This window comes from Streptomyces sp. NPDC041129, assembly GCF_055592265.1.
Map to the genome: position 1 here is coordinate 23,830 of NZ_JBVIYV010000004.1, position 24,399 is coordinate 48,228.

At 71.5% G+C, this 24,399-nt stretch carries 22 protein-coding genes; 10 read left to right on the forward strand and 12 right to left on the reverse strand.

Annotation, left to right across the window (positions count from 1 at the left end):
- Positions 1-52: 52 nt before the first annotated feature.
- Positions 53-1,375 (reverse strand): peptidoglycan recognition protein family protein, encoded by a 1,323-nt coding sequence (locus ACZ6B1_RS15720; protein WP_468778629.1) that lies wholly within the window; start codon positions 1,373-1,375, stop codon positions 53-55.
- A 128-nt stretch (positions 1,376-1,503) separates the two neighbouring features.
- On the opposite strand from ACZ6B1_RS15720, the gene ACZ6B1_RS15725 reads away from it, so the two are divergent.
- The 4 genes from ACZ6B1_RS15725 (at position 1,504) to ACZ6B1_RS15740 (ending at position 7,405) form a co-directional block, all read left to right on the forward strand.
- Positions 1,504-2,259, forward strand: a complete 756-nt coding sequence (locus ACZ6B1_RS15725; protein ID WP_468778630.1) for a TIGR03089 family protein — start codon at positions 1,504-1,506, stop codon at positions 2,257-2,259.
- A 183-nt stretch (positions 2,260-2,442) separates the two neighbouring features.
- Positions 2,443-3,621, forward strand: a complete 1,179-nt coding sequence (locus tag ACZ6B1_RS15730) for an LCP family protein (protein ID WP_468778632.1) — start codon at positions 2,443-2,445, stop codon at positions 3,619-3,621.
- 233 nt (positions 3,622-3,854) lie between these two features.
- Positions 3,855-5,624, forward strand: a complete 1,770-nt coding sequence (locus ACZ6B1_RS15735; RefSeq protein WP_468778634.1) for an LCP family protein — start codon at positions 3,855-3,857, stop codon at positions 5,622-5,624.
- A 191-nt stretch (positions 5,625-5,815) separates the two neighbouring features.
- Positions 5,816-7,405 carry an LCP family protein gene (locus ACZ6B1_RS15740; RefSeq protein WP_468778636.1) on the forward strand — a complete coding sequence of 530 codons (1,590 nt, stop codon included), beginning with the start codon at positions 5,816-5,818 and terminating at the stop codon, positions 7,403-7,405.
- Between the two features lie 91 nt (positions 7,406-7,496).
- Here ACZ6B1_RS15740 and ACZ6B1_RS15745 read toward each other — a convergent pair whose 3' ends face one another.
- Entirely contained in the window at positions 7,497-8,525 is a 1,029-nt protein-coding gene (locus ACZ6B1_RS15745) for a glycosyltransferase family 2 protein (protein ID WP_468778638.1), read from the reverse strand.
- A 127-nt stretch (positions 8,526-8,652) separates the two neighbouring features.
- Here ACZ6B1_RS15745 and ACZ6B1_RS15750 point away from each other — a divergent pair, with 127 nt between their 5' ends.
- The gene (locus tag ACZ6B1_RS15750) at positions 8,653-10,206 is read left to right on the forward strand and encodes an LCP family protein (protein WP_468778640.1); all 1,554 of its coding nucleotides are present in this window, start codon (positions 8,653-8,655) and stop codon (positions 10,204-10,206) included.
- A gap of 65 nt (positions 10,207-10,271) precedes the next feature.
- Here ACZ6B1_RS15750 and ACZ6B1_RS15755 read toward each other — a convergent pair whose 3' ends face one another.
- Positions 10,272-10,820 (reverse strand): acyl-CoA thioesterase, encoded by a 549-nt coding sequence (locus tag ACZ6B1_RS15755; RefSeq protein ID WP_468778642.1) that lies wholly within the window; start codon positions 10,818-10,820, stop codon positions 10,272-10,274.
- Positions 10,821-10,939: 119 nt separating this feature from the next.
- On the opposite strand from ACZ6B1_RS15755, the gene ACZ6B1_RS15760 reads away from it, so the two are divergent.
- On the forward strand, positions 10,940-12,232 hold the full coding sequence (locus ACZ6B1_RS15760; protein ID WP_468778644.1) for an LCP family protein: 1,293 nt from the start codon (positions 10,940-10,942) through the stop codon (positions 12,230-12,232).
- On the opposite strand, the gene ACZ6B1_RS15765 is transcribed toward ACZ6B1_RS15760, so the two are convergent.
- The 3 genes from ACZ6B1_RS15765 to ACZ6B1_RS15775 all read right to left on the reverse strand — a co-directional run bounded on the left by ACZ6B1_RS15765 (position 12,229) and on the right by ACZ6B1_RS15775 (position 14,800).
- Entirely contained in the window at positions 12,229-13,047 is an 819-nt protein-coding gene (locus ACZ6B1_RS15765; protein ID WP_468778646.1) for a class I SAM-dependent methyltransferase, read from the reverse strand. The genes ACZ6B1_RS15760 and ACZ6B1_RS15765 overlap by 4 nt on opposite strands.
- 71 nt (positions 13,048-13,118) lie before the next feature.
- A complete protein-coding gene (locus tag ACZ6B1_RS15770; RefSeq protein ID WP_468778649.1) occupies positions 13,119-13,481 on the reverse strand; it encodes a four-helix bundle copper-binding protein in 363 nt (120 codons plus the stop codon).
- Between the two features lie 161 nt (positions 13,482-13,642).
- Positions 13,643-14,800, reverse strand: a complete 1,158-nt coding sequence (locus ACZ6B1_RS15775; protein WP_468778651.1) for an acyl-CoA dehydrogenase family protein — start codon at positions 14,798-14,800, stop codon at positions 13,643-13,645.
- Between the two features lie 180 nt (positions 14,801-14,980).
- Here ACZ6B1_RS15775 and ACZ6B1_RS15780 point away from each other — a divergent pair, with 180 nt between their 5' ends.
- A complete protein-coding gene (locus ACZ6B1_RS15780) occupies positions 14,981-16,324 on the forward strand; it encodes a UDP-glucose dehydrogenase family protein (protein ID WP_468779375.1) in 1,344 nt (447 codons plus the stop codon).
- 90 nt (positions 16,325-16,414) lie between these two features.
- On the opposite strand, the gene ACZ6B1_RS15785 is transcribed toward ACZ6B1_RS15780, so the two are convergent.
- Positions 16,415-16,948, reverse strand: a complete 534-nt coding sequence (locus tag ACZ6B1_RS15785) for a CGNR zinc finger domain-containing protein (protein WP_468778653.1) — start codon at positions 16,946-16,948, stop codon at positions 16,415-16,417.
- Positions 16,949-17,070: 122 nt separating this feature from the next.
- Between ACZ6B1_RS15785 and ACZ6B1_RS15790 the strand changes: the two genes are divergently transcribed.
- Together ACZ6B1_RS15790 and ACZ6B1_RS15795 are read left to right on the forward strand one after the other, a co-directional pair.
- Entirely contained in the window at positions 17,071-17,427 is a 357-nt protein-coding gene (locus tag ACZ6B1_RS15790; RefSeq protein ID WP_468778655.1) for a VOC family protein, read from the forward strand.
- A 28-nt stretch (positions 17,428-17,455) separates the two neighbouring features.
- On the forward strand, positions 17,456-17,857 hold the full coding sequence (locus ACZ6B1_RS15795) for a VOC family protein (RefSeq protein WP_468778657.1): 402 nt from the start codon (positions 17,456-17,458) through the stop codon (positions 17,855-17,857).
- A 17-nt stretch (positions 17,858-17,874) separates the two neighbouring features.
- On the opposite strand, the gene ACZ6B1_RS15800 is transcribed toward ACZ6B1_RS15795, so the two are convergent.
- From ACZ6B1_RS15800 to ACZ6B1_RS15815, 4 genes are all read right to left on the reverse strand, one after another.
- A complete protein-coding gene (locus ACZ6B1_RS15800; RefSeq protein ID WP_468778659.1) occupies positions 17,875-18,981 on the reverse strand; it encodes a dipeptidase in 1,107 nt (368 codons plus the stop codon).
- 420 nt (positions 18,982-19,401) lie between these two features.
- Positions 19,402-20,589, reverse strand: coding sequence for a dipeptidase (locus tag ACZ6B1_RS15805; protein WP_468778661.1), 1,188 nt, complete (start codon positions 20,587-20,589; stop codon positions 19,402-19,404).
- A gap of 5 nt (positions 20,590-20,594) precedes the next feature.
- On the reverse strand, positions 20,595-21,119 hold the full coding sequence (gene purE, locus ACZ6B1_RS15810) for a 5-(carboxyamino)imidazole ribonucleotide mutase (protein WP_468778663.1): 525 nt from the start codon (positions 21,117-21,119) through the stop codon (positions 20,595-20,597).
- Complete coding sequence (locus ACZ6B1_RS15815) at positions 21,116-22,276, reverse strand: 5-(carboxyamino)imidazole ribonucleotide synthase (protein WP_468778665.1); 1,161 nt, start codon at positions 22,274-22,276, stop codon at positions 21,116-21,118. The genes purE and ACZ6B1_RS15815 overlap by 4 nt, the downstream gene beginning before the upstream one ends.
- 182 nt (positions 22,277-22,458) lie before the next feature.
- Here ACZ6B1_RS15815 and ACZ6B1_RS15820 point away from each other — a divergent pair, with 182 nt between their 5' ends.
- Positions 22,459-22,968, forward strand: coding sequence for a GtrA family protein (locus ACZ6B1_RS15820; protein ID WP_468778668.1), 510 nt, complete (start codon positions 22,459-22,461; stop codon positions 22,966-22,968).
- A gap of 121 nt (positions 22,969-23,089) precedes the next feature.
- Here the strand turns inward: ACZ6B1_RS15820 and ACZ6B1_RS15825 are convergent, their stop codons facing one another.
- Entirely contained in the window at positions 23,090-24,361 is a 1,272-nt protein-coding gene (locus ACZ6B1_RS15825; RefSeq protein ID WP_468778670.1) for an ATP-binding protein, read from the reverse strand.
- Positions 24,362-24,399 lie beyond the last annotated feature (38 nt).

A 24,399-nucleotide genomic window follows, 5' to 3' on the forward strand; every position in this document is an offset into this window, starting at 1 on the left:
CAGGATTCCCTCCGCTGCGCGTCTCCCGACGACGGTGCCCGCGTCCCGGGCCTCAGCGGCCCTGGTACCGCGCGGCGCTGGAGCGGGCCGAGCCGAGCTTGGCGTAGAGCCTCTTGCCCGGGCAGTCGGTGGCGAATCCGTCCCTGTGTCCGGAGATCACGTTCAGTCGTACGCTCTTCCCCTTCGGGTAGAGATTGCCACCACCCGAGGTCAGATACGTCTTTCCGCGTGGATTTGCGCCGTAGAGGCCCAGCTTCCACGCGGTGAGCTTGGCGACGGCCTTCACCGCCGCGCCGGCCGGCTTGCTCGAGCCGTAGCTGCCGATGACGGCGATGCCCATGCTGTTGCTGTTGAACCCGAGGGTGTGGGCGCCCAGGACCGCCTTCGCCACTCCCCCGGCCCGGCCCTCGTAGATGGTTCCGCACTTGTCGACGAGGAAGTTGTAGCCGATGTCCCGCCAGCCCATGCTCTTGACGTGGTAGCGGTAGATGCCGCGGATGACGGACTTGGCCTGGGAGCAGGAGTAGTTGTTGCCCGTCGACGTGTGGTGGACGAAGGCAGCCTTGATCTTCTTCGTGTACACGAACCCGCGCTCGCGCAGTGACTCGTCCGCGCCCCAGCCCCGGCGCGTCACGATCCCCGGGCGTGGCCCGATGTAGGGCTTGGCGCGGGGCACGCTGTCGTCCGCCGCGTCCAGATCGCCCTCGGCCCGCAGCCGGTCCATCTCCCGCACGGTGTAGCGCCGGGTCAGCGCGGGAAGGGTACGGGGGCTGTCCGCCTGTGGCCCCTGGGCCGTCGTCCCGCCGCCGGGGTCGACCAGTTCCAGGCGCAGCCCGGACGGCAGGGACGGGCGCGGGTCGCCGCCCCGGCCCTGCCCCGCGACGGCCCGGCCCGGCACGGAGTCGGCGCGCACCCGTACGTCCACGCCGTCCGAGTCGCCCACCCACAGCGGCGCTGTGGCCCCGCGCACGCGGCCCGAGGAGCGTTCGGCGGTGGCCGGGTCGGCGCCGTGGTCCTCGTTGTGCGTCTCGACGTCCTGCCAGCCGGACCACCTGCCGGACGCCGCCGACCGGGTCCGCACCTGCACCGCGCCGCGCAGCGCGGCGTCCGGGTCGTCCCAGATCACGCCGACGAGCGAGAAGTGCCGTACGTCGGTGCGGTACAGGCCCTGCTCGGGGGCGGTTCCGGGAGTGCGCTCCTGGTCCAGCGGGGCCAGCGGCAGCGACTGGGTGCTGCCCGGGACCGCGGCCCCGGCCGGACTCCCCGCGCGCGGGGACGCGGCGGTCACGGACAGGGCCGCCGGGAGGACGAGGGCGGCCGCGCAGGTGACGCCGATCGAGGTGGCGCCGACCGGGAGGCTGAGGAATCCACGCATGCCCTTGATCCTGGACACGGTCACGGCGGGCCGCCATCGGGGAACTGACGGTGCGTCGGCTGCCGTTGCGCCGAACCGGTGGCCCCGGAACTCGGTGCGCTGGGCCGCCCCGGCGTACTCTTGCGCGGGTGAACGCCACCGATCGCACCCCTGCCGACCTGCTGCGTTCCGCGCTCGCCGCGGACGCCGGACGCCCCCTGGTGACCTTCTACGACGACGCCACGGGCGAGCGCGTGGAACTGTCCGTGGCCACCTTCGCCAATTGGGTGGCCAAGACCGCGAACCTCCTGCAGGGCGACCTGTCCGTCGGCCCGGGCGACCGGGTCGCGCTGCTGCTGCCCGCTCACTGGCAGACGGCGGTGTGGCTGCTCGCCTGCTCGTCGGTGGGAGCGGTCGCGGACATGGCCGGCGACCCGGCCTCCGCCGATGTCGTCGTGAGCGGGCCCGACACCCTGGAGGCGGCCCGGGCCTGCCGCGGCGAGCGGGTCGCGCTCGCGCTGCGGCCGCTCGGCGGGCGCTTCCCTCGGACGCCGGACGGGTTCGTCGACTACGCCGTGGAGGCACCGAGCCAGGGAGACCGGTTCGCGCCGTTCGCCCCGGTGGACCCCGAGGAGCCCGCGCTGATCGTCGCGGGGGCGGAGTTCAGCGGGGCCGAGGTGGTCGAGCGGGCGCTGTCCGAGGCGCCGTCGCTGGATCTGACGGGCCCCGGTTCGCGGCTGCTGTCGGGGCTGCCGTACGACACGTGGGACGGGCTCAGCGCGGGTCTCTACGCGCCGCTGGCCGTCGGCGGGTCCGTGGTGCTGTGCCGGAATCTGGACCGGCTGGACGGGGAGGGCCTGGCCAAGCGGATCGAGAGCGAACGGGTGACCGCCTCCCGCCACTGAGCCCACCGGGCACCGGCACCGCCTCCCGCCCACGAGCCCGTCCGGCAGCGCCCCCTCCGTGCCGTCCGGCCCCACCGCCGTCACCCGAATGGAGTAGCAAAGGGCGGCTCCCCCGCTCCCGTCCCGCCATCGTCGTAGGAGCAGCACGTGACGCTCGTACGCCATGGAGGGGTGTGACCGGACGTGCCCGACAGCTCAGGCAAGCCTCTCGGCCCCGGCCTCGGGTCCTCGGCCGGCGGGGATGGCCTGGCGCGACGGCACCGACGACGCTGGGTGTGGGGTACGGCGCTGGGGGTGACCGCGTTCCTGATGGCCTCGTCGGGGATCGGCTGGGTCGTCTACGCCAAGCTCAACGGCAACATCACCGCCGACGAGGCGGCCGCCGCCGAACTCGCCCGGTACGAGCGGGAGCGGCCCACCTCGCTGGTGCGGGGCGCGCAGAACATCCTGCTGATCGGCTCCGACACGCGGGCCGGGCAGGGCAACCAGGAGTACGGGCGGGACGTGGGCAGCGAGCGGTCGGACACCACGATCCTGCTGCACCTGGCCGCCGACCGGCGCAGCGCCACGGCCGTCTCGCTGCCGCGGGACCTGATGGTGGACATCCCCGGCTGCCGCAAGGCGGACGGCAGCCGCAGCGAGCCGGTGTTCGCGATGTTCAACCGGGCCTTCCAGGTGGGCGGTTCGGCCTGCACCATCCGCACCGTCGAGAAGCTGACGGAGATCCGCGTCGACCATCACATGGTGGTCGACTTCAGCGGGTTCAAGGAGATGGTGGACGCCGTCGACGGGGTGCGGGTCTGCCTGCGGGAGCCCATCGACGACAAGGCCGCCAAACTCAGGCTGCCGGCCGGGAAGGTGACGCTCGACGGGGAGCAGGCGCTCGGTTACGTACGGGCCCGCAAGTCGCTCGGCAACGGTAGCGACACCGACCGGATCGACCGGCAGCAGCAGTTCCTCGGCGCGCTCGTGAACAAGGTGCAGAGCAACGGCGTGCTGCTGAACCCGGTGAAGCTCTATCCCCTGCTGGACGCGGCGACCTCCTCGCTCACCACCGATCCGGAACTGGCAAGTCTGCGCGGTTTGTACCAGTTGGTGCGCGGAATGCGCGACATCCCCACCGAACATGTCCAGTTCCTGACAGTGCCGCGGAAGTCGTACGTCTACGACGCCAATCGCGATCAACTGGTGGAGCCGGAGGCCGAGAAGCTGTTCGCGCGGCTGCGGGCGGACCAGCCGGTGGCGGTGAAGGCCGTTTCGCGGCAGGTTCCCGGCGGCGGCGGGGAAGAAAACCGTAAGAATGCCCCCTCCCCCACGCCCACCTTCCGCGGGAACACCGCCGACGAGCACACCTGCGAGTAGGGCGCACGGCCGGGCCTACAAACTTTTGTTCAGAAATATGAGGGGGATTGCCCGGTTGTAGGAAGGTGGAATTTGTCACCGCCGTCGCTCGACGCTGAACTGGGCGGATAGTGTGAGCGATCCGGTGCACCCGGCCGCGAGGTCTGTCCTGGGGTCGTGCACTGTTTCACCGAGACCCGAGCGCCTTTGAGGGGGAAGGCGCCGCGTGGCCCCGACGGAGGATTCGGACAACCGTGGACGCGCAAGGCCGTGGGCGGGCGGACAACATCGACCCCGCAGACCAGTGGGTGCTCAATCCGAACACCGGCGAATACGAACTGCGACTGAGCCCTTCCGCACCGCAGTCGGCGGTTCCCGGCCCGCGCAGACCGGGCTCCCGGGCCTCCGGTGGCGCGGCGCGCGGGCGCGGCGACTCGGCGGCGGGCGGGACGCGCGAGATGCGTCAGGCACGCGGAGCCGACGTGCCGGCCCCGCGCCGGCGCCGTGGCGCCGAACCCGAGCCCGAGCCGCCGCGGGGGCGGCGCAACCGGCGGCCGGTGAAGAAGAAGTCGACGGCCAAGAAGGCGCTGGCCTGGACCGCGGGCGGCACGGCGTTCGTGCTCGTCGCCGTCGGCACGGCCGGGTATCTCTATCTCAAGCACCTCGAGGGCAACGTCACCACGACGGAGACCAGCGCGGCCAAGGACGGCTTCAGCAAGGACGACGCCTTCAACATCCTGATCATCGGCACCGACAAGCGGACCGGCAAGGGCAACGAGGGCTACGGCGACAAGGGCAGCGTCGGCCACGCGGACACCAACATCCTGCTGCACGTGGCAAAGGACCGGACGAACGCCACCGCGCTGAGCATCCCGCGCGACCTGATCGTGGACGTCCCGGACTGCGAGACCATCCAGCCCGACGGCAGCAAGAAGATCGTCGCCGGCACCAGCGGCGTCCGGTTCAACACCAGCCTGGGACAGGACGGCCGGGACCCGGGCTGCACCATGAACACGGTGAAGGCGGTCACCGGGGTCGCGCCGGACCACTTCATGATGGTCGACTTCAACGCGGTGAAGACGCTGACGACGGCGGTCGGCGGTGTCGACGTGTGCCTCAAGCACGCCGTGAAGGACCCGGATTCGCATCTCGACCTGCCCGCCGGCTCCTCGAAGGTCGCGGGCGAGCAGGCGCTGGCGTTCGTCCGCACCCGGCACAGCTGGGGCAACCAGGGCGACCTGGACCGCATCAAGGTGCAGCAGCAGTTCATGGGCTCACTGATGCGCAAGATGTCCTCCAGCGACACCCTCACCAGCCCGACCAAGCTGGTGAAGCTGGCGGAGGCCGCCACCAAGGCGCTGACCGTCGACCAGGGCATCAACTCGGTGAGCACGCTCAAGGACGTGGCACTCGAACTGAAGAAGGTGCCGCCGAAGAACATCTCGTTCATGACGGTGCCCGTCCTCGACAATCCGGCCGACGGCCTCGTCCACAAGACGGTGATCGTCAATCAGGACAAGGGCCCCGCGGTCTTCGACGCCATCAAGAACGACGTCTCCTTCACCGACGTGAAGAAGAAGCGGAAGGCGGCCAAGGCCAAGGCCAAGGACGAGGCGGCCGCCCGGCTGAAGGGCACAAAGTCCGACCCCTCCGAGGTGCGGGTGCGGATCCTCAACGGCGGCGCCGCGCAGGGCAGCGCGCAGGCCGAGCTGAACTGGCTGCAGAACGACGCGGGTGTGCTCAAGTCGGAGAACGGGGGCAACGCCCCCGCCGCGCTGAGCAGGACCACGCTCGAGTACGCGCCCGACCAGGCCTCCCAGGCACGTCGGCTGGCCGCCATCATGGGCCTGTCCGGCTCGGCCCTGAAGCCGGGCAAGAGCGTGACCAACTCCCAGGGGCTGCCCGCGATGACGCTGACCCTGGGCAAGGACTTCAAGGGCGCGGGTGTCTCACTGACCGCTCCGACGAAGGCGCCGGAGGTGGACGGCCAGTCCACGGCGGACAAGGTGCAGTGCGCTTCGTAGTTCAGGGCGGTTCGCGGCTCACCGCCGTTCACCGCGACGGCAGTTCGTGCTTCAGCGCGATTCAGAGGTAACCCATCGGGTCCGTCGTGCGTCTAACCCGACGCGGGACGGACCCGTTGCATGGCGTGGGGGAGGGCAGGGAGTTGTCGCAGAGCGGTGTTCGGGGGGAGCCTCCCACGGTCGAGGACACGATGGCGCTCACGCCGCGGACGGCGGGCGGGCCGGACGGGTCCGGACGGCATGGTGGCGGGCGCCGTGGTAGCGGCCCGAAGACGGACCGGCGGCCGCGCCGGCGGCGCGCGCTGCGCTGGTCGGCGATCGTGCTGGCCGTGGTGATACTCGGCACCGCGAGTGCCGGTTATCTGTACTACGAGCATCTGAACGGCAATATTCAGAAGGGCCGGCGCACCAGCGCCGACGACTCCAAGGCGCAGCGGACCCGCCCGAACGCGGCCGGTCAGACACCGCTGAACATCCTGCTGGTCGGCTCCGACAGCCGGGCCTCCGACGCGAACGTGGCGCTCGGCGGCAGCAAGGACAACCGGGGAAACCCGCCGCTCGGCGACGTGCAGATGCTCATCCACCTCTCCGCGGACCGCAAGAGCGCCGCGATGGTGAGCATCCCCCGGGACACCCGCGTCGACATCCCCAAGTGCGAGGACCCGAAGACCGGAAAGTCGTACCCGGCGACCAACGACATCATCAACACCTCGCTGGCCCGGGGCGGCGCCGGCTGCACGCTGGCCACCTGGGAGAACCTCACCGGGGTCTACATCGACCACTGGATGACGATCGACTTCGCGGGCGTGGTGCGGATGGCGGGCGCCATCGGCGGCGTCGAGGTCTGTGTGAACCAGAACGTCTGGGACCGCTCGACACCCAGTCAGCGGGGCGGTTCGGGGCTGAAGCTGAAGGCCGGACGGAAGAAGATCAAGGGCGTGCAGGCCCTGCAGTGGCTGCGCACGCGGCACGCCTGGGGCAGCGACCTGATGCGGGCCCGCGCCCAGCACATGTACCTGAACTCGATGATCCGGACGCTGAGGCAGCAGAGCGTCTTCACCGACACCGGCCGGCTGACGGACCTGGCCGATGCGGCCACCAAGTCGCTGACGGTGTCGGAGGAGATCGGCACCGTCAAGAAGCTCTACGACCTCGGCATGGAGCTGAAGTCGGTGCCGGCCAACCGCATCACGTCGGTGACGATGCCCAACGTCGAGGACCCGGCGAACGGCCAGCACGTGGTGCCGGAGAAGGCCGGAGCCGACAAGATGTGGCAGATGCTCCGCGACGACGTGCCCTTCGACAAGAACGGCAAGGAAGCGAAGAAGAAGGGCAAGGCCGAGCCGGCCAAGGCCCCTTCGATGGACGCGGCCCAGCTCGGGGTGCTGGTGCAGAACGCCACCCAGTCCTCGACCGAGGCCGCCGTGCAGGGCCGGGCGCGCACGATCGGCCAGGTCCTGGTGCAGCACGGGTACGGCAGGGCGGGCACCGACACCTCGGCGGCGGTCTCGTCGGACGAGACCTTCGTGCGCTACCCGAGCGCCGAACTGCAGGGCGACGCACAGGCCGTGGCCAAGGCGCTGGGCATCCCGGCGAGCCAGGTGAAGCGGTCCACCGACGTGTCCGGGGTCACCGTCGTCGTGGGCGCGGACTGGCGCACGGGCTCCGTCTATCCGAAGAAGTCGGCCCCGAAGGCCGGCGACGTGCCGAGCAACTCCGACGCCCTCAACGGCTCGGACACCTCCAAGTGCATGGACGTGTACAAGCCCTACCAGTGGTAGCGATGCAGAAGCCCTGCCAGGGCTAGCGCGGTGAGCGCATGAGAAAGAGGGCCCCGCCTCGGACAGGTGGGGCCCTCTTCGTGTTCCGTCGTCAGCGGGGTTCGAGCACCGCCGGGCGCCGCGAGGCGATCACCCGCTTCGCCAGCGACCTGGGGCTGGTCAGGAAGCCCCATCCCCACGTCATGTGCATGGTCGCCAGGGCCACCGGGATCTGCAGCCGGGCCTTGAGGGGCAGCCCCTTGCCCGCCGGGACCGAGCCCGCCAGGATCGCCGCCAGATAGCCGCCGGGTATCACCAGGCCCCACGGCGTGAGGGCGGCGCCCACCACGAGACCGGCGGCGATCGCGCACACCGCTGTCGGCGGGGCGAGGTAGCGCAGGTTGATCGAGCCCTCGTGGTACCGGGCCACGACATGGCGCCAGCGGCCGTAGTCCTTGTACTGCTTGGCCAGCGCCTTCACGCTGGGCCGCGGCCGGTACGACACCCTCAGCTCCGGCGAGAACCAGATCAGGCCGCCCGCCTCACGGATGCGGAAGTTCAGCTCCCAGTCCTGGGCGCGGATGAACTCCTCGTTGTAGCCGCCCTGCTGCTCCAGGGCCTCGCGGCGGAACACCCCGAGGTAGACCGTCTCGGCGGGGCCCGCCTGGCCACCGGTGTGGAAGGCCGCGTTGCCGACGCCGATCTTCGAGGTCATGGCGGCGGCGACCGCGTGCTCCCAGTCGTTCTCTCCCTCGGCGTGCATGACACCGCCGACGTTCTGCGCGCCGGTCTCCTCCAGGAGCCGGACGGCGGTGGCTATGTAGTTCGGCGAGAGGATGCCGTGGCCGTCGACGCGGACCACGATCGGATGCCGGGAGGCCTTGATCGCCGCGTTCAGCGCGGCGGGGGTGCGGCCGGTCGGGTTCGGGACGGTGTGTACGCGGGGATGTTCCGCGACCAGCTCGGCGGCGATCTCGTCCGTGCGGTCCGTGGACGGACCGAGGGCGATCACGACCTCCAGCTCGCCGGCGTACTCCTGCGCGAGGATCGCTTGGACGGCCCCGCGCAGATGCCGCTCCTCGTTGAGGACGGGCATGATCACAGACACGGCGGGGTGCCGCACGTCGGGCTTGGTGTTCATAGGGGGCTCACGTTACCGCGAACGGGGGACACCGGTGCGCGCCGCCGGGACCTATCGGCGGGCTGAGGATCGTATCGGCCTACCGTGCTCACGGATCCCACGTACGGCCGTCGTCCGGAGGTTCCCTTTGCCCAGCCCGCCACGGTCCCCCTCCCCCGCCGTCAAGGGCGTGGGGGACGCCCCCAGGCCGCAACGCCGGCCGCAGCCGTCCCCCCGCGTGCCCAGGCCGCCCAGGCCGCCCCGGCCTGGCCGGGCGACCGGGCGGGCGATGCGGCCCAGGCGGCCGCGCTGGGCGATGCGTGCGGTGACCACGCTGTCCGTGGTCGTCCTCGCCTCGGCCGGGATCGGCCACGCGGTCGTCACCAGCCTGGATGCCGGCATCACCAGGGTCGACGCCTTCAAGGACATGAAGAACCGGCCCCAGGCGGGGCACGGCACGAACGTCCTGCTGGTCGGCACCGACGGCCGCGACAAGATCGGCGACCGGGAGCGGCGGACCTATCACCTCGGCGGTCAGCCCTGCCACTGCACCGACACGATGATGATCGTGCACATCTCGGCCGACCGGGAGCGGGCGAGCGTGGTGAGCCTGCCCCGCGACTCCTACGCCGAGGTGCCCGCGCACAACGACACGGCCACCGGCCGGGAGCGCCCCGCGCACCCCGCCCGGCTGAACGCGGCCTACGCCGAGGGCGGCCCCCAGCTGACCATCAGCACCGTGGAGAACATGACCCATGTGAAGATCGACCACTATCTGGAGGTCGACTTCACCAGCTTCATGAGGACCGTGGACGTGCTCGGCGGCGTCCGGGTCTGTACCGCGACACCGCTGAAGGACTCGTACACCGGGCTCGACCTCGCGCCCGGCACCCACACCCTCATGGGCGGGCAGGCGCTGCAGTACGTCCGCGCCCGGCACGTCGACGGGGCGAGCGACCTGGGCCGGATGAAACGGCAGCAGCGCTTCCTGGCCGCGCTGATCGACCGGGCCACCTCCTCCGGGGTGCTGCTGAACCCCATGCGGTTCCGCGACGTGACCCGGGCGGTGCTCGGCTCGGTGCGCGCCGACGTGGGCTTCGGCACCGACGAGCTGCTCGACCTCGGCCGGGCGATGCGGAACTTCTCCCCGTCCTCCTCCGAGTTCACCACGGTGCCCATCGGGCAGATGAACTACCAGGTCAAGGGACTCGGCTCGACCCTGAAGTGGGACGACGCGGCGTCCGGCCGGCTCTTCGCGGCGCTGCGCGAGGACAAGCCGCTCAGCGCGGAACGGCCGCGCCCCGCCGCCGGGCCGGTCCCGGTGGAGGTCGACCCGCGCCAGATCCGGGTCCAGGTTGAGAACGGCACCCGCACCGAAGGGGTCGCCAAGCGGCTCGACGCGGCGCTCGCCGCGGCCGGCTTCGCCGCCACCCACCGGCCGGTCACCGCGGCCGTCCACGACGCCTCGCGCACGGTGATCTCCTACGACCCCCGCTGGGACCGCTCGGCCCGATCCCTGGCCGCGGCCCTGCCCGGCAGCGAGCTGCGCGCGGTGCGCGGGCAGGGGCCGCTGATGAAGGTGACCACCGGGTCCGACTTCCTGGACCCCCGCAAGGTGCGCACGGTACGGACCGGGAACCCGGCGAGGCCGGAGCACAGCGTGGTGCGCGGCGACGAGGTGGTGTGCTCGCAGGGCACCTGACCGGTACGGGAGCCGTGAACGGCTGGACTCGAGCCGCGCCCCGCCACGGCGGGTCAGCCGGCGGGTCAGTCCTCGAAGCCCTCCGCCGCCCGCTTCTCGCGCAGCTCGCGGATCGCGCGGCGGCGGGCCAGGCGGTGGGTGCGGCGGATCTGCGCCTCCTGGTTGCGGCGGCGGTCGCGGTCGGTCTCCGGGATCACCTGGGGCACCCGGCGCGGCTTGCCGTCGGCGTCCACGGCCGCGAAGACCAGGTAGGCCGAGCCGACCTGGGTGGCGGGGGCGGACTCGTTCCAGCGTTCGGCGAGCACCCGCACGCCGATCTCCATCGAGGTCCGGCCGGTCCAGTTGACCTGGGACTTCACATGCACCAGATCGCCCACGCGGACCGGCTCGAGGAACACCATCTCGTCCATGGACGCGGTGACGGCGGGGCCGCCGGAGTGCCGGCCGGCCACGGCGCCCGCGGCGTCGTCGACCAGCTTCATGATCACCCCGCCGTGCACCGTCCCCAGCAGGTTGGTGTCGTTGTGGGTCATGATGTGGCTGAGCGTGGTGCGGGAAGCGGATGTGGGCTTGCCCGGGATGTCCGGATCCGCGTCCGGGGCCTGATCTGTCATGACCCCTACCTTATGACGAAGTGACATTCACGGAATTTGTGTCAGCTTCGCAACAGCGGCGCCCTTATTTTCCGACAACCCTTGTGGGGCACACGGCCCCGACCTGCACACTGGGGCGCATGAATGACTGGCCCCAGGGATGGTCCGACGACAACCGAGGCCCGCGCTACGGACGCGGCAGCGGCGGCGCGCAGCCGGAAGGCGCCCGCGTCATGCGTCAGGTGCAGCGCGGCCCGGCGGTACCGCCCGGCCAGCGCCCGTACGGCACGCCCGGCCCCTCGGCGGCCTACGGCGCCGGGGTCCCGCAGCAGCCGTCGTACGTCGACGGCCAGGGATACGACGACTACGACAGCGGCTACAACACCGGCCAGGTCTACGGCGGAGGCGGCCCCGGCGGTCCCGAGGAGCCCTACGGCAGAGGCCCGCGCCCCGCCCCGAACTGGCGGCGGCGGATCAAGCTGACGGCCCTGACGCTCGTGACCGTGCTCATCGTCACGTCCGTGGCGACCTACTTCTGGGCCGACTCCAAGCTGAACCGGGACGTCGACCTCTCCAAGGTCATCGACCGGCCCGAGACCGGCGAGGGCACGAACTACCTGATCGTCGGCTCCGACAGCCGCAAGGGCATGACGGCCGAGGACAAGAAGAAGCTGCACACCGGCTCGGCCGACGGCCAGCGCACCGACTCGATGATGATCCTGCACGTCGGCGGCAACGGCGACACCCTGATCTCGCTGCCGCGTGACTCCGACGTGGCGATCCCCTCCTACAAGGGGTCGACGTCCGGGAAGGTCTATCCGAACCAGGGGCGCCACACGAAGCTGAACGCGGCCTACGCCGAGGACGGCCCGACCCTGCTGGTCCGCACGATCGAGTTCAACACCGGCCTGCACATCGACCACTACGTGGAGATCGGCTTCGGCGGCTTCGCGAAGATCGTGGACGCGGTGGGCGGTGTCGAGATGACCCTCGACCAGGGCTTCAAGGACAAGTGGTCGGGCGCCGACTTCAAGGCCGGCAAGCAGACCCTGAACGGCGAGCAGGCCCTGGCCTTCGTCCGCACCCGGCACGCCTTCGCGGCGAGCGACCTGCAGCGCACCAAGAACCAGCAGAAGTTCCTGTCCGCGCTGGCCCACCAGGTCGCCACCCCGTCGACGGTCCTCAACCCGTTCAAGTTCTACCCGACCATGGGCGCCGGCCTGGACTCCCTCACCGTCGACAAGGACATGAGCCTGTGGGACCTGGCGTCGATGTTCTGGGCGATGAAGGGCGTCAGCGGCGGTGACGGCAAGTCCATGAACATGCCGGTCTCCGGCTCCTCCGGCGGCAACCTCGTCTGGGACAAGGCGAAGGTGAAGACCCTCGTGGACGAGCTGAAGAACGACGAGACGGTGACCGTCTCCGGCAACTAGGCGGTCCCGGAGGCCAGCAGCGCGACATGGGGAAGGGCGAGCAGCCCTTCCCCTTCGTCGTACCGGGCGCACAGCCGCTCGTACTCGCGCCGGATGCGGCCGGTGGTCTCCGCGTCCTGCGAGGTCACGACCAGGCCGACGGTGGCGACCCCACCGGCCGCGCCGCCCCACCACTCCTCGACGGTCGCCCGGTGGTCCCACTCCAGCTCCTGCGCCCCGGCACCGCCGAAGCCGGCCTCCGCGAGCAGCCCGGTCAGGCCCTGGACGGTCCGCTCGAAGTCCTCGTCCGGGGCGAGGCGGGGCAGGTACGACGGCGGTACGGCGCCGCCCGCCGCGCACGCGGCGCCGAGCAGCTCCTGCCCGCCTCCGCGCCGGGCGCCCCACAGCGTCACGGCGACCCGCCCGCCCGGCCGCAGCACCCGCCGCAGCTCGGCGAGGGCGGTGCGCGGACGGCCCACGTGGTTGAGCACGAAGTTCCCGACGACCGCGTCGAACTCACCGTCCGGGAAGGGCAGTTCGGGCAGCACTGCCACCTCGGCGGCCACCCCGCGCCGGCGCGCCTCGGCGGCCATCCCGGCATCGGCGTCCACGGCCCGCACCAGCGCGCCCCGCTCCCCCGCCGCCAGCGCGGCCGTGCCGGTCCCGGTGCCGACGTCGAGCACCCGGATCCCCGCGCCGACGCCGGCGGCGTCCAGCAGGGTGGGCACGGTGTGAGCGCACAGGCGCCCGAAGCTCCTGGCGTACGCCTCGGTCCGCCCGGCCCACATGGTCCGTTCGGCGGCGTCGAAGGCCGCCGACGTATCCGTCTCGGTCATGCCCCCAGCCTGCCGCACAAACGATCAAGGGCACCACGGAGGTGCCCTTGATCACACGCGGGCGCGCGAGGTCACATCCGGGCGCCCGCCATCGTGCGGCACATCTCCGCGCAGCGGCGACACGCCTCCGCGCAGCGCATGAGCTGCTGGTCGTCCGGCATGGACATACACGCCTCGGCGCACATGTCGCAGGCCTTGGCGCACATCGCGCACATCTCCTGGGACATGGGCGAGCGCCGCATCATCATGTCCGAGCACATGCGGGTCATCTCGGAGCAGTCCATGAGCGCGCGCATGATCTGCATCTGGGGCTGGCCGCCCATGTGCATGCAGGAGCTCATGGCCTCCTCGCACAGGGTGTGCGCCGTCATGCAGGCCTCGACGCAGTCCTGCATCTCCTTGCTCATCGGGGTCATGGTTCCGGGCTGGGTCATGGCTCCTCCTGGGAAGGCTGGGGCCCGGATCGGGCCCCGTGTGCTTCCGTCCTACGCCCACCCGCCACCGCCCGCATGTGACCGACCGGTCGTAAGGCGCCCCGAAACAGACGGAAGGCGCCCCGAGGGGCGCCTTCCGGAGACCGTGAACCCGTGTCCTGTCAGGGCAGGTTGCGCGCCATGACGATCCGCTGGACCTGGTTGGTGCCTTCGTAGATCTGGGTGATCTTCGCGTCGCGCATCATGCGCTCCACCGGGTAGTCACGGGTGTAGCCGTAGCCGCCGAGGAGCTGGACGGCGTCGGTGGTGACCTCCATCGCCGTGTCCGAGGCGAAGCACTTGGCCGCGGCACCGAGGTAGGTGAGGTCCGCGTCGCCGCGCTCGGAGGCGGCGGCGGCCTGGTAGGTGAGGGCGCGGGCCGCCGAGATCTTCATCGACATGTCCGCGAGCATGAACTGGATGCCCTGGAAGTCGCCGATCGGCTTGCCGAACTGCTTGCGCTCCTGGACGTAGCCCTTGGCGTAGTCGAGGGCGCCCTGGGCGACACCGAGCGCCTGGGCGGCGATGGTGATGCGGGTGTGGTCCAGGGTCTTCATGGCGGTGGCGAAGCCGGTGCCCTCCTCGCCGATCATGCGGTCGGCGGGGATGCGGACGTTGTCGAAGTAGACCTCGCGGGTCGGGGAGCCCTTGATGCCGAGCTTCTTCTCCGGGGCGCCGAAGGAGACGCCCTCGTCCGACTTCTCGACGACGAACGCCGAGATGCCCTTCGAGCGCTTGGTGGGGTCCGTGACCGCCATCACCGTGTAGTACTCGGAGACGCCCGCGTTGGTGATCCAGCGCTTCACGCCGTTGAGGATCCAGTGGTCGCCGTCGCGGACCGCCCTGGTCTTCATGCCGGCCGCGTCCGAGCCCGCCTCCGGCTCGGAGAGGCAGTACGAGAACATCCCCTCGCCCTTGGCGAGCGGGGTCATGTACTTCTTCTTCAGCTCCTCGCCGCCGGAGAGGATCACCGGCAGGGAGCCCAGTTTGTTCACCGCGGGGATCAGGGAGGAGGAGACACAGGCGCGGGCCACCTCCTCGATCACGATCACCGTGGCGAGCGCGTCGGCGCCGGCGCCGCCGTACTCCTCGGGTACGTGCACGGCGTGCAGGTCGTTGGCGACCAGCGCGTCGTGGGCCTCCTGGGGGAAGCGGGCCTCCTCGTCGACCGCCGCGGCGAACGGCGCGATCTTCGCCTCGACCAGCGAACGGACGGCGTCCCGGAGCATGTCGTGCTCCTCGGACGGGCGGTACAGGTCGAAGTCAGCCGATCCGGCCACGGTCTCTCACGCTCCAAAGACGCTGTGATACTGACGCTAATTACCGTTAAGTAACTCAAATTTTAGTGGGCCGCCCGGAACCCGCCTACGTGAGCTTGGCGACAGCGGGGAAAATGCCCGGTGGGCGGCCCGACTATGCTCAGGCACCGCATGACCGAGTCCCCGAGCTGGAGCGCACCCATGAGCCTGAAGATCACCGTGATCGGCACCGGCTATCTCGGCGCCACGCACGCCGCGGCCATGGCCGAGCTGGGCTTCGAGGTACTGGGGCTCGACGTCGTGCCCGAGAAGATCGCCCTGCTGGAGCGCGGCGAGACCCCGATGTACGAGCCGGGGCTCGATGAGTTGCTGCGCAAGCACGTGGCGGGTTTCGAGGGGTCCTCCGGGCGGCTGCGGTTCACCACGGACTACGCCGAGGTGGCCGAGTTCGGCGATGTGCACTTCGTGTGTGTGAACACTCCGCAGCGGCACGGCGAGTACGCGGCGGACATGTCGTACGTCGACGCGGCCATCGCCTCGCTCGCCCCGCATCTGCGCGGCCCGGCGCTGGTGGTCGGCAAGTCGACCGTGCCGGTGGGCTCGGCGGACCGGCTGGCCACCTATCTCGCGGAGCACGCGCCCGCCGGCTCGGACGCGGAGCTGGCCTGGAACCCGGAGTTCCTGCGTGAGGGCTTCGCCGTGCAGGACACCCTGCACCCGGACCGGATCGTGGTCGGGGTGCGCAGTGAGCGGGCGGAGAAGCTGCTGCGCGAGGTGTACGCGACGCCGGTCGGCGAGGGCACCCCGTTCGTGGTGACGGACTTCCCGACGGCCGAGCTGGTGAAGACCGCGGCGAACTCGTTCCTCGCGACGAAGATCTCGTTCATCAACGCGATGGCGGAGGTCTGTGAGGCGGGCGGCGGTGACGTGGCGCAGCTCGCGGAGGCCATCGGGTACGACGACCGGATCGGGCGGAAGTTCCTGCGTGCCGGGATCGGGTTCGGCGGTGGCTGTCTGCCGAAGGACATCCGGGCGTTCATGGCGCGGGCCGGTGAGCTGGGCGCGGACCAGGCGCTGACCTTCCTGCGGGAGATCGACTCCATCAACATGCGCCGGCGCGGCCAGATGGTGGAGATGGCGCGGGAGGCGCTCGGGGGCGGCTCGTTCCTTGGCAAGCGGGTGGCGGTGCTCGGTGCGGCCTTCAAGCCGGACTCGGACGACGTGCGGGACTCGCCGGCGCTGAATGTCGCGGGGCAGATCCATCTGCAGGGCGGGCAGGTGACCGTGTACGACCCGAAGGGCATGGACAACGCCCGCAAGGTCTTCCCGACGCTGGGTTACGCGGACTCCGCCCTGGAGGCGGTCCGGGGGGCCGACGTGGTGCTGCATCTGACGGAGTGGCGGGAGTTCCGCGAGCTGGACCCGGCGGCGCTGGGCGAGGTGGCGGCGGCCCGGCTGATCCTGGACGGGCGCAACGCGCTGGACCCGGAGGTGTGGCGGCGGGCCGGGTGGACGTACCGAGCGATGGGGCGCCCGACCGCGTAGCCGGTTCCAGGTGTTCAACGGAGGACGCCGGTTCGGCCGAGGCTCAGTCGGCCGAACCGGCGTCTTCCCGCATTCTGCCCCACCGGGCGGCTATGTGGCCGTCGAACTCTCTGTGGTGTACGGCTCCTTCGCCCGGTAGCGGCGCATCTTGGCGCGCGCTCCGCACACCTGCATGGAGCACCAGCGGCCGCGGCCGGCGGGGCTGCGGTCGTAGTACGCCCAGTGACAGGTGTCGGCGGCGCAGGCCTTCAGCCGGGTCCAGGTGCCCGCGACCACGGCCTGGGCGACGGCAGCGGCGACCCGGGAGAGCAGCGGGCCGGTGTCGGCCGGGGCGAAGGCCGCCGAGCCGTCGGCGGGGTCGACGGTGATGTGCAGGGGGGCTTGGGCCAGCAGCTCGCCGAGCGGGGTGACCTCGCGGTGCGGCGGATGGCCGGCGTGGGCGAGCAGTGCGGCCCGCAGTGACTCGCGCAGGGTGAGGGCGCCGGGCAGTCCGTCCTCGGTGAGCCCGAAGCGCTGCAGGCCGTCGGCCGTGTCGAGCGTGTCCCGGCCGCTCTCGATGTCGAGCGTGTTCACCAGCGACTCGATCAGCGCCAGACCGTCCGGGGCGGGTGATCTCTCGGTCATGTCCGCCACTCACCTCCGCAATCCGGTTGCGACGTTACCCGCCATGCGGGAGCATGCGGTAACCGTTACCGGATAACCGGCTTCGAGGGTAACTCGGGGCTTCGGACGTCGTGGAGGAAGTCATGGCTCTCGCCAAGCTGGGTGTGGTCGTCCTGGACTGCCCGGACCCGCACGCGCTCGCCGGTTTCTACGCCGACGTACTGGGCGGCACCCCCGAGGGGGACGCGGAGTGGGTGGACCTGAAGGTGCCGGGCGGGCAGGCGCTCGCCTTCCAGCGCGCCCCCGGACACGTCCCGCCGCGCTGGCCGTCGCCGGACGCCTCGCAGCAGCTGCATCTGGACCTGGTGGTGGAGGACCTGGACGAGGCGGAGAAGGGGGTGCTGGCGCTGGGCGCGAAGCCGCTGGCCGGACAGGGCGGGAACGGCTTCCGGGTTTACACGGACCCGGCCGGGCACCCGTTCTGTCTCTGCGCCTGCTGACACCGCCTACCTACATCCGGGAGGACCCATGGCCGTCGCCCGTCTGCGCACCGTCGTGCTCGACTGCCCCGACCCGCACGCCCTGGCCGCGTTCTACGCGGCGGTGGCGGGAGGCACCCCGGAGGCCGAGAGCGACAACTGGGTCGTCCTGCGGGTCCCCGACGGGCCGCGGCTCTCCTTCCAGCGTGCCGAGGGGTTCACCCCGCCCCGATGGCCGCGCGCCGACCGGGACTCGCAGCAGTTTCACCTGGACTTCGACGCGGGACCGACCTGGGCGGAGATCGACGCGGCCCACGAGAAGGTCCTCGCGCTGGGAGCCCGGCCACTGGACCTGGAGGACCGCGAGAAGAAGGACTTCCAGGTGTACGCCGATCCGGCCGGGCATCCGTTCTGCCTGTGCCGGATCGAGCGGCCGGACGGGCTGGACTGAAGGGCGCCGGAAGGCGCCTAGCCGTCCAGTTCCGTGATGCTCGCGGTGGACGGGCCCCTGCGGTGCTGTGCGGTCTTGGCGGTGAAGTCCGCCCTGCGCAGCACCCGCTGTACGTTCTGCCAGGTCAGCAGGGCCAGCTCGGACTCGGCCCAGCCGCGGCGGAGCAGCTCGGCGATCAGCCGGGGGTAGTGGGAGGGGTCGGCGAGGCCGCGGGGGTGGGCGGCACCGGTGTCGTAGGTGCCGGACAGGCCCACGGACTCGGGGCCCGCGACATCGCGGACATGGTCGAGGTGGTCGGCGACGTCCCTGACGGTCGGGCCGGTCTGCTCGGCGGTCATCGGCACCATGCACAGGCCGCCGGCCGCGCCCAGTGCGGCGAGCGATTCGTCGGGCAGATTGGCGGGGTGCGGGCGCAGGGCGCGGGCCGCGGAGCGGGTGCACAGCACCGGTGCCCGGGACAGGGCGAGGGTCCGGCGCACGATGGCGTCACAGGCGCCCGAGAGGTCGGCGAGGACGCCGAGACGGTTCATCTCGCGGACCACCTCCTCACCGAACCGGGTCAGCCCCGCCGCGCCTGCCCAGGCGGTGCCCGTCAGGGTGAGGACACGCAGGCCGAGGGTGTGCAGGAGGCGCAGGATGCCGAGGGAGTCGCCGAGCGCGGGCGCCCCGGCCGGGCCCAGTACGACGGCGACCCGGCCGCAGTTGCGGGCGTCGATGACCTGCCCGGCGGCGACTGCCGCACGCAGGCTCTCCGGGTGGGCGTCGATCACCGAGCGGGCGAACTCCAACTGCTCCAGGGTGGCGCTCACCGCCCGGTCCCCGGCGAGCCCCTCGGGCGGGTGCAGCGACCAGAACAGGGCACCGACGCCTCCCTCACGCAGCCGTGGGACATCGGTGTCGAGGGAGGTGTCGCCCAGCTCCAGTTCGTACCAGGGCAGCCGGCGCAGGGCCCTGGGCAGTCCGCTGTGGCCGTCGGCGACGGGGTGGACGGTGAGCAGCGCGCGGGCGTCGTCCAGGTGTTCGGCGCCCGGGTCGTACGGTGCGGCCGGCAGGGTGCCGTCCGGCAGGCTGTCGCTCTCGCCGACCTCGGTCGTGGTGGGCATGTCGTCCTGGAGGTCGGTCATGGCGGGCTCCGTACATCGTCGTGTGCGACGCCGGCCGTGAGCTGCGCGTGAGGTGACCGGCGTAGGGCCACCGTCCCACGGAGCGTGAGGATCTTTCCTGGTGAGTGGGGCGTTCGGGGGTACACCCCGGGGCCTCGCTACCCACCCCGGCCACCCTCGTACGGGGGCCAACGGCCGGGCCCGTGCCGACACCACCGGACGGCCCGCCACCGCCGGGACCCCAAGCCGCCGGACGGGCGACACCGCCGGGCCCACGCCGAACGGCCGGGGCACCAGACGGACCGGACCGCCGGACAGGCCAGAGGCCGGACGGGCCGGACCGCCGCCTTGGCGGAACCGCCGGGCAAGCGGGACCGTCAGGCGGGCCGGCCCGCCCGGGCAGGTCTGCGCCGGGCAGGTCCGCGCCGGGCAGGTCTGCCGTCAGGCCCCCGTGCCGTCCAGGGACTCGATGGTGGCGTTGGACGGGGTGCGAGTGGACCGCAGATCGCGGGCGACGTCCTCCGCCGCGCCCAGTACTCGTACCGCGTTCTGCCAGGTCAGCTTGGCCAGGTCGGGGCGGGACCAGCCGCGGTCGAGCAGTTCGGCGAGCAGGTTCGGGTAGCCGGAGACGTCGTCCAGTCCGTCCGGGGTGAACGCCGTGCCGTCGTAGTCGCCGCCGATGCCGAGGTGGTCGATGCCCGCGACCTGGCGCATGTGGTCGAGGTGGTCGGCGACCGTGGACACCGTGGCGACCGGGCGCGGGTTGCTCTCCTCGAAGGCGCGGTGCACCTTCATGGCCTCGGCGGTGGTGTCGAGGTGGTGGAAGCCGTGGGCCCGCAGGTTCGCGTCGGCCGCCGCCGTCCAGTCGACCGCCGCCTGGAGCACGAACTTCGGCACGAACGTCACCATCGCCATGCCGCCGTTGGCGGGCAGCCGCTCCAGGACGTCGTCCGGGATGTTGCGCGGATGGTCGCAGACGGCCCGGGAGGAGGAGTGCGAGAAGATCACCGGCGCGGTGGAGGTGTCCAGCGCGTCCCGCATGGTCGTCGCCGCCACGTGGGAGAGGTCGACGAGCATGCCGAGCCGGTTCATCTCGCGCACGACCTCGCGCCCGAAGGCCGACAGGCCGCCGACGTTGGGCTCGTCGGTCGCGGAGTCCGCCCAGTCGTTGTTGTCGTTGTGGGTGAGCGTCATGTAGCGCACGCCGAGCGCGTACAGACCGCGCAGGGTGCCGAGCGAGTTGGCGATGGAGTGGCCGCCCTCGGCACCCATCAGGGAGGCGATACGGCCGCCCTGCCGCGCCGCCTCCATGTCCGCCGCGGTCAGCGCGGGGGCCAGGTCGGCCGGGTAGCGGTCGATCAGCTGCCGTACGCAGTCGATCTGCTCGAGTGTGGCCGGTACCGCGCCGGGCCGGTCCGAGGGCACGAACACCGACCAGTACTGGGCGCCGACCCCGCCCGCGCGAAGCCGGGGAAGGTCGGTGTGCAGGTGGGCGTTCTGGTCCGCGGCGATGTCCCGGGCGTCCAGGTCGTAGTTGACCTGGGCGCGCAAGGCCCACGGCAGGTCGTTGTGGCCGTCGACCACCGGGAACTCGCGCAGCAGTTCGCGGGCCTCGTCCAGGGATGGCATGCGCGTCACTTCCCGAAGCCGAAGCCGCTGCCCGCGCCCTCGACCTTGGTCCGCAGCCGCTTGCCCTTCTCGGTGGCCTGGTCGTTGAGGTCCTGCTGGAAGTCGCGCATCCGCTGGAGCAGTTCCTCGTCGTGCGCGGCGAGCATGCGGGCCGCTAGCAGACCGGCGTTTCGGGCACCGGCGACGGAGACGGTGGCGACCGGGACGCCGGCCGGCATCTGCACGATCGACAGCAGGGAGTCCATGCCGTCGAGGTACTTCAGCGGGACCGGGACGCCGATGACCGGCAGCGGGGTGACGGAGGCGAGCATGCCGGGCAGGTGGGCGGCACCGCCGGCGCCGGCGATGATCACCTTCAGGCCGCGCTCGGCCGCCTGCTCGCCGTACGTGATCATCTCGCGCGGCATACGGTGCGCGGAGACGACGTCGACCTCGTAGGCGATCTCGAACTCGTCCAGCGCCTTGGCGGCGGCCTCCATGACGGGCCAGTCGGAGTCCGACCCCATGACGATGCCAACAACGGGGCTCATTCGGTGATGGTGCCTCTCAGGTAGCCGGCAGCGTGACGGGCGCGCTCCAGCACGTCGTCCAGGTCGTCGCCGTAGGTGTTCACGTGTCCGACCTTGCGGCCGGGCTTCACGTCCTTGCCATACATGTGGATCTTGAGCTTGGGGTCGCGGGCCATGCAGTGCAAGTACGCGGAGTACATGTCCGGGTAGTCGCCGCCCAGGACGTTGACCATGACGGTCCACGGGGCCCGCGGGCGCGGGTCGCCGAGCGGGAGGTCGAGGACCGCGCGAACGTGGTTGGCGAACTGGGAGGTGACCGCGCCGTCCTGGGTCCAGTGGCCGGAGTTGTGCGGGCGCATCGCGAGTTCGTTGACGAGGATGCGGCCGTCGCGGGTCTGGAACAGCTCGACGGCGAGGTGGCCGACGACGCCGAGTTCCTTGGCGATGGTCAGGGCCATCTCCTCGGCCCGCAGCGCGAGGTCCTCGTCGAGGTCGGGGGCGGGCGCGATGACGGTGTCGCAGACGCCGTTCACCTGCCGCGACTCGACCACCGGGTAGGCGACGGCCTGGCCGTGCGGGGAGCGTACGACGTTGGCGGCGAGCTCGCGGACGTAGTCGACCTTCTCCTCGGCGAGGACGGGCACGCCCGCGCGGAACGGGTCGGCGGCCTCCTCGGCGGAGTCGACGACCCACACGCCCTTGCCGTCGTAGCCGCCGCGGACGGTCTTCAGGACGACGGGGAAGCCGTCGCCCTCCGCGCCCTCGGCGAGGCCTTCGCGGGCGAAGGCGGCCACGTCCTGCGGGTCGCTCACGATGCGGTGCCGCGGGCACGGGATGCCGATCGCGTCGAGCCTCGCCCGCATCACGCCCTTGTCCTGGGCGTGCACGAGCGCGTCGGGCCCCGGGCGCACGGGGATGCCGTCCGCCTCCAGGGCCCTGAGGTGCTCGGTGGGTACATGTTCGTGATCGAAGGTGATCACATCGCACCCCTGCGCGAACTCACGCAGCGTGTCCAGGTCGCGATAGTCGCCGACGACGACATCGTTCACGACCTGTGCCGCGGAATCCTGAGGGGTGTCACTGAGGAGCTTGAACCTGATGCCCAACGGGATGCCGGCTTCGTGCGTCATACGCGCGAGCTGCCCCCCGCCGACCATGCCGACTACCGGGAACGTCACCCCCCTAGCGTATCGGCCACGCCGACCCGCCCGGCTTACCGGCCTCGCACCTGCTCTTACCCTGGGCTTTCCCGGCTCTTTCCGACCCGTTCCCAAGCTGTGGCCTCGTCCGCAGGCGCCGGGGGTGCGGCCTGGATAGCATGGCTTGGCTGACGAAACCTACGGACGGGAGCTGCACAGCCATGGAACTACGTTCCTCGGGGCTGCAACGGCTCGTGCGCGAGGTGGCCAAGTTCGGTGCCGTCGGCGGTGCCGGTGTCCTCGTCAATCTGGGTGTGTTCAACCTGGTCCGGCACGTCTCCGACCTGCCGGTGGTGCGCGCCAGCGTCATCGCGACCGTCGTCGCGATCGCCTTCAACTACGTGGGGTTCCGTTACTGGACGTACCGGGACCGCGACAAGAGCGGGCGCACCCGGGAGCTGACGCTGTTCCTGCTGTTCAGCGCGATCGGCCTGGTGATCGAGAACGGTGTGCTGTACCTGGCGACCTACGGCTTCGGCTGGGACAGCCCGCTGCAGAGCAACGTCTTCAAGTTCGTGGGCATCGGCGTCGCCACCCTGTTCCGCTTCTGGTCGTACCGCAGCTGGGTGTTCCGTGCCATGCCCGCCCGGGAGGCGGTGGCGGGCGCGGAGTCGATCCTGGCGCAGCAGCCGAAGAAGCCCGCGTCCGAGCCCAAGCAGCGCGTTCCGTAGCCGGTTCCGCGGCCGGTCCCGCAGCCCGTCGCCGCGGCCGGTCCCGCAGCCCGTCGCCGCGGCCGGTCCCGCAGCCCGTTGCCGCGGCGGGTTCCGCCGGCGGACCGGGGGCCGGGTGCCGCTAGCGGACCGTGGGCCCGTTCTCGTCCGGTTTGCGGGACGGGGGCGTGCGGGACAGGAACAGGCCGAACACCGGCGGCTGGGCCTGGAGCAGCTCGAGGCGGCCTCCGTCGGCCTCCGCGAGGTCGCGGGCCACGGCCAGTCCGATGCCCGTGGAGTTGCGCCCGCTGATGGTGCGCTCGAAGATCCGCGCGCCCAGGTCGGCCGGGACGCCGGCCCCCTCGTCGGTGACCTCCACCACCGCCTGGTTGCCGGTGACCCGGGTGCGCAGGGCCACGGTCCCCCCGCCGTGCATGAGGGAGTTCTCGATCAGCGCCGCCAGCACCTGTGCGACCGCGCCGGGGGTGCCGACGGCGTGCAGGTGCCGCTTGCCGGAGGAGACGACGGCCCGGCCGGCGCTGCGGTAGGCGGGCCGCCACTCGGCGAGCTGCTGCTGGATGACCTCGTCGAGGTCGAAGGTGACGGCGGAGCCGGTGCGCGGGTCGCGCGCGTTGGTCAGCAGCCGCTGCACCACGTCCGTCAGCCGTTCGACCTGGGTCAGCGCGATGGTCGCCTCGTCCTTCACCGTCTCCGGGTCGTCGGTGAGGGTGATCTCCTCCAGCCGCATGGACAGCGCGGTCAGCGGCGTGCGGAGCTGGTGGGAGGCGTCGGCGGCCAGGCGCCGCTCGGCGGTCAGCATGCGCCCGATCCGCTCGGCGGAGGAGTCCAGCACATCGGCGACCCGGTCCAGCTCGGGGACGCCGTACCGCTTGTGCCGCGGGCGCGGGTCGCCGGAGCCGAGGCGTTCGGCGGTCTCGGCGAGGTCGGTCAGCGGGGAGGCGAGGCGGTTGGCCTGGCGGACGGCGAGCAGCACGGCGGCGATGACCGCGAGCAGCGCGACCAGCCCGATGATCAGCAGGGTGCGGCCGACCTCGCGGGTGACCGCGGAGCGCGGCTCCTGCACGGTGACCGTCTCGCCCTCCTCGCCCCGCTGGGTGGCGTGGATGACGTCGCCCTCGGGCTTGCTGCCGATCTCGATCGGCGGCCGGCCGGGGACGCTGATGACCGCGTACTGGTCCTTGCTGACCGGGTTGCGCAGGACCTCGGAGTTGACGTTCTCCTCCGCGAGGATGCGGCTGTCCACGATGCTCGCCAGCCGCACCGCCTCGGACTCGACCCGCTCCTGGGCGCTGCTGGTGATGGTCCGCGTCTCGACGATCACCAGGGAGACCCCGAAGACGGCGATCACGACGAGGACGACGGCGAGGGTGGACTGGATGAGACGTCGGCGCATGTCCTGGTTACCTGAAGCGGTGCCGGGCCCCTGGTGGG